A 12467-nucleotide genomic window follows, 5' to 3' on the forward strand; every position below is an offset into this window, starting at 1 on the left:
TTCAAGCTTTCTTTCGTTTAATAACTGCAAGATCGTTTTCTTACCAGATGAAATATACTCTACGCCATCAACAGTTACACGAATTGTGTGTTCTGACATCTTTCCCCTCTCCTTACAACCAACTGTACAACATGTTTTAAACACATTTTGAATACGTTTTCAAAACAATGTTGCTATACACTATTTTTCAAAATAGAAAGCAGTTCTTAGAGTTAGATTCTTGATGTATAAAATAAGCTTACAATCGATGTATATTACTACTATTCTATTATATCGTAGAACACAAATAATCACCAAGAAATGTAGCAAAAATACAAAACGAATGCGTTTCCTTTTCTATTGTTTTATGATAAAGTGAAACTTCCTTTTGGAGCGCTCTTCTCCAAAAGGTCAGCCCTCACCAATCGGGCTTTTACGGGCAGTTATCCCCCACCTGTCTTCTTCGCTTTTCTCTCAATCTTGAGGTGGGGGTCTTACTGCCCTAAAATAGCGGGATGAAAATGGGAGAATAATTGATAAAGGGGAATTTATATGGAGTCTGTTCAAGGTACATATCCAATGATTCAGTACCGAAATGGTACATTTCATCAAAAAGATGATGAAATTGTAACAGAATATCCACTTACAATTAAACTAAATGGTGAAGAATATGTAACGATTGTCTGTACACCTGATCATATTGAAGATATGGTCGTTGGCTTCTTAGTATCAGAAGGGATCATTCCTTCCTATGAACACATTGAACAATTATGGATCCAAAAAGAAAAAGGATTTGCGCATGTAACAACATCGCAAACAAATCCACTATATCAAACTTGTTATAACAAACGTTATGTTACATCTTGCTGCGGGAAAAGCAGACAAGGCTTTGTATTTGTCAATGATGCTGCAAAAGCAAAAACAATGCACGATATTCATATTACTCTCAAGCCAGAAGATTGCTTTCGCTTAATGAAAGATTTACAAGAGTCCCTCTACTACTTTCAAGCAAACAGGCGGTGTACATAACACTGCGTTATGTGATGCAACACAAATTCTTATTTCCCGAATGGACATTGGGCGCCACAATGCTTTGGACAAAATTTACGGTCATTGCTTACGTAATAACATTTCAATACATGGAAAAGTAATTGCCTTTAGCGGCCGCATATCATCGGAAATTTTACTCAAGGTAGCAAAAATCGGCTGTGAAATTGTCCTATCGAAATCAGCCCCGACAAAATTAGCTTTAGAGCTTGCTCAAGATTTAGGAATTACTGTCGTTGGCTTTATTCGCGGTGATTCTTGTAATATTTACACACATCCACAGCGAATCGAAGGGTTTATAAAGTGATACTTCCTTTTGAAGCGCTCTTCTTCAAAAGGTTAGTTGACCCAATCGGGCTCTTACAGACGGTTTGGTATTACTTCGCAACTAAGCGCCTTACCGACTGTTAGAGCGGGGTAAAGTGAAGCTTCCATATAAAAAATTAAAAAGGTTTCTCACATGAGGAACCTTTTTAGTTATAAAAACGTAACATATATAGCTATTGAATAATTAATAAAGTTAATATATAATTTCATTACATAAAACCATTAGGAGGTTGCTTGTATGAACATTCGTGTCTTAACAAAAGAAGATGCAAGTATATATTTACAGCTTTGCGTAGAAGGGTTAACTCAAAATCCTGAAGCATTTAGTTCCTCTTATGAAGATGTTATGAAACAAGAAAATCCTGTTGCTGCAATGGCGAAACGATTAGACAATCCTGAAAAATTTACAATAGGTGCTTTTAAAGACGATGAATTAATCGGCATCGCTACACTTGAAATTAAACCATTTATTAAACAAGAGCATAAAGCAAAAATTGGCTCTGTGTATGTTTCTCCGAAGGCACGTGGTCTTGGTGCTGGAAGAGCATTAATTGAAACAATCATTGAAAATGCACCAAGGTTAAATATAGAACAAATCATGCTTGATGTTGTTGTCGGAAATGAACCGGCAAAGAAACTATACGAATCACTCGGTTTCCAAACATATGGCGTAGAAGAACGCGGTTTAAAATATAACGGACAATATTGGGATGAAGAGCATATGGTTTTATTTTTAAATACTTAGTCATAGAAGACCACTAAAAAAGCCCCGCACATTGTGCGAGGCTTCTTATTTTTATCCCGTCCAGGCGGGTTTTAATACAAACTCATCTATAAGAGCCCAATTGGCTCAGTTCATTATCATCGTTACCGTAATACAGGCTATAGCTGCATTTCGTTTCTATTTTTTAGGAATCCTTCTTTATGTTCATTATTTAAATTCCCTTTATTAACAAAAAAAGGTGAGATAGAAATTTTTCTTATCCGATGCGAGGTGAATACGAAAAATTTTCTCTATCTCACTTACACAATAGAATGGAATTTGCCATTTTGAAAAACAAAATGACAAGACGTTATGTCGCAACATAGGGTATTTTTTGTGCTGCTACATTCCCAATTATAAAAGAAAGATTTGCAAAAGTAGTGCATTTTTTATGGCAATTGTCCTTTTCTTTATAATATGAACAGTGTTTTTTTATAAAGTTCATGTAAAATATATAAGGGAAACTTCTAGCAATGAGGACTTAACTTTACCTATCTTCTGTAGAAAAGCGGAAGCGGCTCGCCCGAGGGGACGAAACGACCGGGGATTCTAGCCGCTAGAGCTGGACAACGATTCTCTCTCAATCTTGAAGTGGGGACCTACCGCCCGCGAATAGCGGGATAAAGTGAAACTTCCTGTTGGAGCGCTCTTCTCCAACAGGTCAGCCCTCACCAATCGGGCTTTTACGGGCAGTTATCCCCCACCTAGCTTCCTTGTTCCTCTTTGAATCTTGAAGTGAGGGGCTTACTGCCCGTTAATAGCGGGATAAATACTGGAAATTTGAGGTGTACATCGTTATGGCAAAACTATTATTAGTAGATGATGAAGAACGTATGCTGCGCTTATTAGATTTATTTTTAAGTCCGCGCGGGCATTTTTGCATGAAGGCAACTTCAGGACAAGAAGCACTTGAACTCGTTCAACAAAAAGAATTTGATCTTATCTATTAGACGTGATGATGCCAAAAATGGACGGCTGGGAAACTTGCTTTCAAATTCGGCAAATAAGTAACGTACCCATTATTATGCTAACTGCACGTAATCAAAATTATGACATGGTAAAAGGTCTCACCTTAGGTGCTGATGACTATATTACAAAACCGTTTGATGAGCAAGTATTAATTGCTCGTATTGAAGCTGTACTGCGTCGTACGAAAAAGGAAGGGTTCGTAAGCTTTAACGGAATTGACTGGGATAAAACGAGGCATACCGTGACTGTCTATAATGAAAAGCTCGCTCTTACACCAATTGAATTTTCATTACTTGGACTCTTTTTGCAAAATATAAACCGTGCTTATAGCCGTGATGAACTTATCGAAAAAATATGGGGATTTCAAACAGATATTGAATATCGTACCGTTGATTCTCACATTCGTAATATACGCGAAAAGCTTCGAAAAGTAGGATTCCCTATTGAAGATTATCTAGAAACTGTTTATAAAATCGGTTACAAATGGAAAGGTAACTAATCGTAAAGATAAAGTGAAACTTCCTTTTGGAACGCTCTTCTCCAAAAGATTAGTTGAACCAATCGGGCTCTTACAGTCGGTTTGGTATTACCTCGTAGCTAAGCATCTTACCGACTGTTAGAGCGGGGTAAAGTGAAACTTCCATCGGAATGCCTTTCTCCGATGGTTAGCCCTCACCAATCGGGCATATGCCAGCAGTTTTTCTTCTACCGAATTTCGTTGTTTCTTCAGAACTTTGCGGCGGGAGTCTTACTGCCTGTTAGTACAGGAAAAAGGTTGTGAATCATAATGAATAAACTTTCTATAAAGCTTGGTACATACTTTTTATTATTATCTCTTTGCATTGAATCCGTATTATTTGTATCCTTTCATACAACACTGGCGCAAATGCGTGTAAATGAAGAAACTACATCCTTATTAGCAAAGGGAAATTGGTATCGTGATATTATTGAAAAACGCTATAGCGAACGAGCCGTTGAACGCGCAACGATGATGGAATCTAACTCCCCTTCTCATACGAAACTCGTCATAACAAATGCAGCGGGTAATATTTTATCTTCTTCTGATCCCATTACAGAAGACATGCACAAACAACTTGTAAAAAAGATTACGTATATTCCTAGAGATGGAATGATAACAGAAGATCGCTGGAAAGCGTCAAAATATATTTCAACAGTCAGTCCTATTACAAAATATGGGGTAGTGGTTGGCTATGTCCATATGTTTTTAGCAACTGCTTCTATAAAAGAAATGATTTATCGCTTAACGAAACAGTTCGTTACCGTCGGTGCATTGACAGTGGCTCTCACAACAATTTTAGTGTTTTTATTTTCAAGAGTTATTACAAATCCACTTATCAAAATGAAGCGAGCAACCGAAAAAATGATGAAGCAAAATGAACCGATTACATTAGGTATTAAGAGTAAGGACGAATTAGGAAGTTTAGCAGGAACAATTGAACAGCTTTCTAGTGAGCTAACCTATATGAAAAAGGAACGAAACGAATTTCTCGCAAGTGTCGCACATGAATTATTAACCCCGCTCACATATGTAAAAGGATATACAAAAGTTGCAAAAGAGAGTCTTTATCGAAAGAAGAACGGGAAGAATATTTACAAATCATTGAAGAAGAAACAGAAAATATTACCGAACTCGTACAAGATTTATTTGAACTTGCACAGCTTGAACAACACCAATTTGCTATAAAAAAGCAGCCCATTTCACTGCTACCATTTGTAGAGCGTATGGTTGAAAAAATAAAACCATCTCTTCAAAAAAAGAAAATGGACATCTCTTTATATTGCCCTGAAGATTTATCTGTCTGCATAGACGAACGCCGCATGGAGCAAGTCATGCTGAATTTACTCCATAATGCACACCAACATTCTCACGAAGATTCTCAAATTACAGTACAAGTATTAAAAAAGGAGCATACTTTTCTTATACATGTGCAAGATGAAGGAGAGGGAATTCCAAGTGAAGACTTACCGCATATTTTTGAGCGCTTCTATCGGGTCGATAAATCCCGAACACGAGCAACTGGTGGAAAAGGTATTGGCTTAGCTGTTGCAAAAGAAATCGTAGAATTACACGGTGGTTCTATACATGTAACAAGTGAAGTTGGAGCTGGAACTGTATTTACGATAGAATTACCAATTCAATAACATTTTTATTATTTTAGTAAATAATTTTCAACCAATAACATTAACCATAAATAGTATATTTTTGAAATTATTATTACTTTAATATAATATGTATATACAACTACCAAAGATTTAGAAGGTGATATGATTGGAAATTCGTGTATTGACAAAAAAGGATGCAGAAATTTATTTAGAACTTCGCGTTGAAGGATTAAAGCAAAACCCAGAAGCCTTCAGCTCCGCTTACGAAGATATTCTTAACAAAGAAGATCCTGTTGAATATAAAGCAGAAGTATTATCTCAAAATGAAAATTATACACTTGGCGCTTTTAAAGATGGCGAATTAATCGGTGCTGCAACTCTGGAAACGAAATCATTTTTAAAGCAGGAACATAAAGCAAAAATCGGTGCTGTTTATGTTTCTCCAAAAGCGCGTGGACTCGGTGCTGGTAGAGCACTTATGCAAGCAGCCATTGAAAAAGCAAAAGAATTAGAAGTAGAACAACTGATGCTTGATGTTGTCGTTGGCAATGAAGGTGCAAAAAAACTCTATGAATCATTAGGCTTTAAAACATTTGGCGTACAAGAACGTTCATTAAAATATAACGATCAATATTGGGACGAAGAGCATATGGTTTTATTTTTACATGAAGAAAACGCATAGAAAAAGGAACTTGCAAGAGTCCCTTTTTCTTTATAATTATAGAAACTTTTTTGTTTTTACAAACACTGAACTCAATTTATGAAGTAAAATGAGTTGCTCCTTTTAATATCCCTTCAATTTGTTTATTATAAAACCGAATTTCTGATGGACTAACAGCCGTTTTTACTTGCATTTGTAAATTTTTAAGTTTTTCTTTAGCCTCATCTTCTAAATTTATTTCTAATGAAGCAAGTTTCCCTTCATATTTCTTAATAATATCACTACTCTTTTGAGCTTCTATTACCATTGATTTTTGCACATAACTTTTCAGAAATGTGCTACTCCCAAAACCTGCAATTAAAGCTGTTTGTATGAATAAATAGTGCTCTTTCGTTACATCCATCGGTAGTGTTACTAAAATTGCACTAAATATACCTGCAATAGGCTCTTTAATTGTTCCAAACACATATCGACTTTCAATTCCACTTTGATCTGAGAGTATCATTCGACTTTTAATATAATTCCCATTTACTACAATGTTTACAATTCCTCCAACACAGCCGCAAATAGCTGCAAGGACTATTCTCCAAAATATCTCCCTATAAGCATCCTCCACTAGCCATTCCCTCCCATCTCAATATCTATGCTGCAAGCTTTTCCTCTTCTTTTCCTAACCTATGATTGTTCTTCCACCATTATGTATATGTGGATGTAGCCACTTTTACATAGAGTAGAACTTCCTTCGATAGAGGGATTACGCTCCATTAATATGAGATAAAGAAGTAGACTTGTGAATAAGTTTCATTCAGGAGAAGGATTATATGTAGCCTTCCTAAAAAAAATCGTTAAACTCCTCAGTTAAACCATGCTTTTGCCAACAATTGAACAGCTTCCTCAATTTCTTCCTCAGATAAAATCGCAAAACCAAGCAAGATTGTTTTATTATCAGCGTTCATCTCATCATAGTACATAGAAACCTGATATACCTTAATACTATATACTGCCGCTCGTTCAATAAGTTCTTGTTCTGTCATGCCATTATTTGTGCGTAATAATATATGCAGTCCTGAATCTTGTCCAATTATTTCAACATATTTCGGAAAATGTGTTGAAATTGCTGAAACTAATGTATCTCTTTTCTTTCGATACACAACTCTCATTTTATGAATATGCTTTTCCCAATGTCCACCTTCGAGAAAGCGTTTCACAATTTCTTGATCAATTCGCGATACAGTCTGCGTATAAAAGAAATAGTCTTGTTGATATACTTCAACTAGCGCTTTTGGGAGCACCATATAACTGATACGTAACGATGGTAGCAGCGCTTTCGAAAAAGTACTCATATAAATAACCTTTCCGTTTTTTATCCAGTCCCTGGAGAGCTGGAATTGGTTTACCAGAATAGCGAAATTCACTATCATAATCATCTTCTACAATATAACGCCCTTCCTCTTTCTCTGCCCAATGTAAGAGCTGCATTCGCCTTGAAATCGGCATAATCATCCCGCACGGAAATTGATGGGACGGCGTAACAAACACGACATTTGCATCGCTTTCTTCTAAATGCGAAAGTATAATTCCATCTTTATCAAGGGGAAGCAGTTCCACATGCTCTATCCCTTTTTCATACGTAACAATTTTTCGATGGTATCCTGGATTTTCTACCGCAAATGTACTTTCCTTTAACAATTGAAATAGCATTCTTATTAAATATTGTGTTCCTGCTCCAATAATAATTTGACTTGGTGAACAATGGACACCTCGCGATTCGTACAGATATTTTGCAATTTCTTTTCGCAATCCAAGTTCCCCTTGCGGATGCCCAAGCAGTAGTACTTTTTCATTCTCAATCTGCAGCACTTCATTCGTCAATTTACGATATAGGGCAAATGGAAATGACTGAGCATCAACACCTGTATGCGTAAAGTCAAATACATAGTCTCGTTCATCATAAAGCATTTCTTTTACATGTTGCATTTTTTGTTGTACATGCAATACATTTTGCTCCATTTCACATACGAAATATCCTTTACGTGAAATCGCCTCTATGTAACCTTCTGCAACAAGCTGACCATATGCAGCTTCAATTGTATTTTGGCTAATTTGCAAATAGTGAGCTAATTTACGCTTCGATGGTAATTTCGTATGAGGTGGGACATTTCCAGATTTCATTTCCTCTTTTATGTAATTATATAGTTGTACATATAATGGCTCTTTACTATGAATATCAAATTTCGGTGTTAATTCTAACATACAAACTGACCCCTTTATTTTATAAAAAACTGACACTTTTTACAGTATCAGAAGTTATATATAATACTTTCATGCTTATCATTTCTGTTTTAATAAATCAAGAACTTTCATATCAAAGGAGGATACATCATGAAATCACCTCGACATCTCGGTCTGATGATGATTATTAGTGGAGCAACATTATGGGGATTATCTGGTCCTATGATTCAATGGCTATTTAACCATACTGAACTATCATCTACTGATTTTTTAGTCATACGCCTACTATTAGCAGGCATGTTTATTTTATGCTTCTTACTACTTACAAAACAAAATATATTTGGGATTTGGAAGTATCCAAGTCATTGGATTCAACTACTAATTTTTGCGATTGTTGGCATGCTTGGTGCTCAGTATGCATTTATTGAAACAGTGCATATAAGTAATGCTGTAACCGCGACACTATTTCAATTTCTCGGTCCAGTTCTTATTACTATTTATGTTACAATGCAGCATAAAAAACTTCCTTCCTTTATGCAGGTTATAGCAATCGTCGCTGCACTGACAGGTACGTATTTTCTTATTACTAACGGTTCAATTGAAAATATTGTTCTCTCTAAACAAGCGATATTATTTGGTATTTTAACAGCAGTCGGCTTTGCTTTTTACACACTCCATCCCGCTTCTCTTATTAAACAATGGGGAACATCAGTAATTGTCGGTTGGGGGATGTTACTTGGAGGAATTTCTTTATTTCTATATAATCAAGAATTCCATTTCCGTCATGTAGCAAATACATTAACAATGAGCACATTTTCTATGCTTATTCTCGTAATTATAAGTGGAACACTTTCTTTCTTTCTCTATATTGGTAGTCTAAAATATTTATCTGCAACAGAAACAAGTATTTTATCAAGTATTGAACCACTCGTAGCAGCTATTGTTTCAATTATCTGGTTAAATGAATCATTTGGAGCCTATCAATTATTAGGTGGTATTTTCATTATTGTCGCAGTTGTCTTTTTAACAATGCCAGAAAAATCTAGCAACAGAACACATGTAAGAAAAGGGGAAACGCTGTCCGCGTAGCCTCTCTTTTCTTTTACAGGAATTGTTCTTTCTTTTGTCCAATACAATTAAAATACAAATATGCATAGGAGCGTGGCAAAATGAAAAAACTTGGAACCGTGCTACTTCTCTCCTCTCTCATCACTGGCTGTACGATTACAGTAGATTCAAAAAAAATAATGGAAACGACACAACCACAAAATAACATTCCCTCTTTCTTTCACCTCAGCATTCTTAAAGATGTCAATTGGGAGGAAAGTCCATCATTTCAGCATGATAAAATATCTCTAAAAGGTATAGAAAATAAGGTCGCACTTGTAGATACTACTTGGATTGCTAATCAACCAAATAATATATGTGGTTCTTTCTGGGTCCAAATATCCCCTCTGGAAAGCTAACGTCATTGCAATAAAACAAGGCTCAACAAAACCAGTTCCTGTCTTTTCTCAAGATAAAGTAACAGGTAATATATGGACGGCACCGCAAGAGATTACAAAAGATATCACGAGTATTCCCTCTAGTATGTCACTCCCTTCTTCTGGTTTATGGCTATTAAATGTATACATCGGAGAAATGTTGTATGGACAGATTGTTGTACATGTAGAAGAAAGTGATAAAGTGAAACTTCCATAAGTGGGGAGTTTTTTCATCCCCACTTATGGTTAGTTGAACCAATCGGGCTTTTACTGGCAGTTATTCCCCCACCTAACTTCTATAGAAAAGCGGAAGCGGCTCGCCCAGAATCACAGGACATTGGAGCTCAAGGCAGAGAGGCGCTTTTTGCCTCGTCCGAGGGAGCGAAACGACCAGAGATTCTAACAACGATCTTCTCTGCATCTTGAGGTGGGGTCTTACTGCCCGCGAATAGCGGGACAGATCATAGCATTTTCCTTACAAAACTGTAATTCTCACGTCATCTAATTCAATGGTTCCATCTCTTCCTCCCATTTATACTAAGAGTAAGAAATAAAACCAAAAACAAGGAGAGATAAGAGATGAAAAAAATAATGGAAGTTGTAGTAGCGGTAGTCTTAGTTTTAGTGAATGGTAAAACTATTGCAATGGAGTTAAACAAATAATGAATATCACTCATACAATCAAATAAAAAGAGATAAGGTTTCATTGTTTCGATCCCTTATCTCTTTTTTCGAAAAGCCAGCATACGTTATAAAACTTCTTTTTAGGATGTTAAATAATAGTAAAATGCATCTGCATCTGTTTGTATCCAAGGTGAAAAGTGAAGTTCTTGCACTCGGTCTGGCTGTTGTTTTCCAATTTCCTCTGTAAGCTGCTCTGTATCCTTATCCGTCACATCTATCCCAAGTTCTTTTGCCACTTGCAAAGCCTTTTGATCATTAATTTCTTGTAACACTTGATAAATATCTTTTCCGTACAAATCAATATGAAGGTTTTTTGCTTCTGTTTGAATTTTCGTTTCATATATTTCTTTCGCTAACGCTTCCATACTTTTTCCCTTTTCCGAAATACCAAGTTGCTTTGCTTCGTTTTTTACTTTTGTGCCATAAAGCTCTTCAGCTATCGCACCAGTCTCTTTCCCTTCTGTAGAAACTCCTAATTTTTCTGCTTCACTTTTTATTTTAATTTTATTAATTTCCGCTATTAAATCTACAATTGCTTTTCCCCTACTGGTATTCCAAGTTTTTCTGCTTCTTTTTTGACCTTCGCTTCATATATTTCTTCAGAAAGTGTTCCAGCATCTTTTCCTTCTGTAGAAATTCCCAGCTGATTTGCTTCTTTTTCTACTTCCGTTTCATGAATTTCCTTCTCAAGTGTAAGTAGCTCTTTTCCTTCTGTGGAAATTCCTAAATTCTGTGCTTTATCTTCTGTATATGCAGCATGTACAGTCTCACCATTTACTTGTGCACTACTAGGTTGAGATAATTTCCCTTGATTTGCTTCCTTATTTGAACAAGCAGAAGCTCCACCCATTACACTGAGACTTAATACTCCAACAACCAGTAAACCAAACGTCTTTTTTCTAACCACCTTTCACTTCCTCCCTTCATCATGACTGTTCCTTAAGCCGTTATGTCTTTTGACGCCTTACTCTCCATCTTGCTCGCAACATGACAAAAGATATACATAGTCCAGTTCCAGTTAAAATAAGCATAATAATCGCACCAATTAGTCCAATTACTCCTGTATGCAGTTCCTTAACTAATTTTGATAGAGAATTGAATCCCCCATTATTTCTATCTTGAAAAAATTGTCCATTTGTCGCTGCATCTCTTTGATTAAAATTGGAATTCCCAGCTTGCATTCCTTGTCCATTTTGTCCATTCCCTATAGCACCATTTCCACCAAATCCTCGTTCTTTAAAATTAGCAGCTCCTCCTATTCTTTCACCGTGGCCTTTTTCATTAAAATACATATATATCCCTGTTACAGATTGAATAAAAATAAATACCGAAGCAATTAACCCAATCCAAAAATGGAGTTTTCTCATTCTTTTCATTTTCCACTCTTCACTCTCCTTTTTCATCATTTCTCATTTGTAATTCGTCATTATGTCTATATTTATTATGAAAAGGATTCCTTAACTTTTCCTTAAAAAAGACAGTCTTGTATAAAACTAACAGGTAAGGATATAATCTATTTCCAATAAATAAATTGGTAATTTATGTTATGATATTATAAAAGTTTCGGAGGGGAAAATGATGAAAGGAAATAAAAAGGAAATACAAGTAAACGACAAAACGATTCGTTATACACATATAGAAATGGGTTCCAAAACGATTTGCTTTATGTTTTCAGGTTCAGGTTACAATTACGACAAACCCTTGTTTTATTATTCGACGATGGTAATGCGCCAAAACAACATCGATATTGTCCATATCCATTACTCCTATGATGAGCAAACAATGAAAAAAACGATTGAAGAACTAACCAAAATAATGATGGATGACATTAATCCTGTGATTTTAGATGTTTTTAAAAATGGGCAATACAACAATTCAATTTTTTTAGGAAAATCACTCGGAACAATTCCAATTGCGAATGACTTAATGAAGAGAGATGAATTCTTAAAGTCAAAAATGATTTTACTTACTCCACTGTTACAGTCTGATTCAATTTTTGATTCCATCTTGAATAGTGAACATCAAGGGCTTTTAGTTATCGGGGATAAAGATCATCATTACAATTCAAATCAAATTGACCAATTAAGTAAATCAAATTTAAAGATTGATGTTGTCCAAAATGCAAACCATTCCTTAGATGTTGAAGAATTTGAAACAACAAATTCAATTTTAGCTTTATCAAGGGTAATAGAAAAAC

The 12467-nt window shown here is 35.6% G+C and carries 6 protein-coding genes and 6 pseudogenes; 8 read left to right on the forward strand and 4 right to left on the reverse strand.

Going from position 1 to position 12467, the window contains the following annotated elements:
* Positions 1–531: 531 nt before the first annotated feature.
* The 5 genes and pseudogenes from fdhD (at position 532) to AB1279_RS24195 (ending at position 5891) form a co-directional block, all read left to right on the forward strand.
* Positions 532–1333: pseudogene (fdhD, locus tag AB1279_RS24175) on the forward strand (formate dehydrogenase accessory sulfurtransferase FdhD).
* A 258-nt stretch (positions 1334–1591) separates the two neighbouring features.
* Complete coding sequence (locus AB1279_RS24180; protein WP_429752359.1) at positions 1592–2098, forward strand: N-acetyltransferase family protein; 507 nt, start codon at positions 1592–1594, stop codon at positions 2096–2098.
* 815 nt (positions 2099–2913) lie between these two features.
* Positions 2914–3584, forward strand: a pseudogene (locus AB1279_RS24185) (response regulator transcription factor).
* A gap of 288 nt (positions 3585–3872) precedes the next feature.
* A pseudogene (locus AB1279_RS24190) lies at positions 3873–5248 on the forward strand (ATP-binding protein).
* A 127-nt stretch (positions 5249–5375) separates the two neighbouring features.
* Entirely contained in the window at positions 5376–5891 is a 516-nt protein-coding gene (locus AB1279_RS24195; RefSeq protein WP_429752365.1) for an N-acetyltransferase family protein, read from the forward strand.
* A 76-nt stretch (positions 5892–5967) separates the two neighbouring features.
* Here the strand turns inward: AB1279_RS24195 and AB1279_RS24200 are convergent, their stop codons facing one another.
* Both AB1279_RS24200 and AB1279_RS24205 read right to left on the reverse strand, forming a co-directional pair.
* The gene (locus AB1279_RS24200) at positions 5968–6486 is read right to left on the reverse strand and encodes a hypothetical protein (RefSeq protein WP_429760833.1); all 519 of its coding nucleotides are present in this window, start codon (positions 6484–6486) and stop codon (positions 5968–5970) included.
* A 238-nt stretch (positions 6487–6724) separates the two neighbouring features.
* Positions 6725–8123 (reverse strand): annotated as a pseudogene (locus AB1279_RS24205) (PLP-dependent aminotransferase family protein).
* A gap of 129 nt (positions 8124–8252) precedes the next feature.
* Between AB1279_RS24205 and AB1279_RS24210 the strand changes: the two are divergent.
* Together AB1279_RS24210 and AB1279_RS24215 are read left to right on the forward strand one after the other, a co-directional pair.
* A complete protein-coding gene (locus AB1279_RS24210) occupies positions 8253–9191 on the forward strand; it encodes a DMT family transporter (protein ID WP_429760836.1) in 939 nt (312 codons plus the stop codon).
* 158 nt (positions 9192–9349) lie between these two features.
* Positions 9350–9707 (forward strand): annotated as a pseudogene (locus AB1279_RS24215) (DUF4871 domain-containing protein); the annotation flags it as partial.
* A gap of 643 nt (positions 9708–10350) precedes the next feature.
* Here AB1279_RS24215 and AB1279_RS24220 read toward each other — a convergent pair.
* A pseudogene (locus tag AB1279_RS24220) lies at positions 10351–11120 on the reverse strand (transporter).
* Between the two features lie 97 nt (positions 11121–11217).
* Positions 11218–11646, reverse strand: a complete 429-nt coding sequence (locus tag AB1279_RS24225) for a hypothetical protein (protein WP_429761569.1) — start codon at positions 11644–11646, stop codon at positions 11218–11220.
* Between the two features lie 202 nt (positions 11647–11848).
* Between AB1279_RS24225 and AB1279_RS24230 the strand changes: the two genes are divergently transcribed.
* Positions 11849–12467, forward strand: a 619-nt coding sequence (locus AB1279_RS24230) for an alpha/beta hydrolase (protein ID WP_429761571.1), incomplete at its 3' end; no start/stop codon positions are given.

Source organism: Bacillus sp. S14(2024) (assembly GCF_050473785.1).
GTDB lineage: Bacteria > Bacillota > Bacilli > Bacillales > Bacillaceae_G > Bacillus_A > Bacillus_A yunxiaonensis.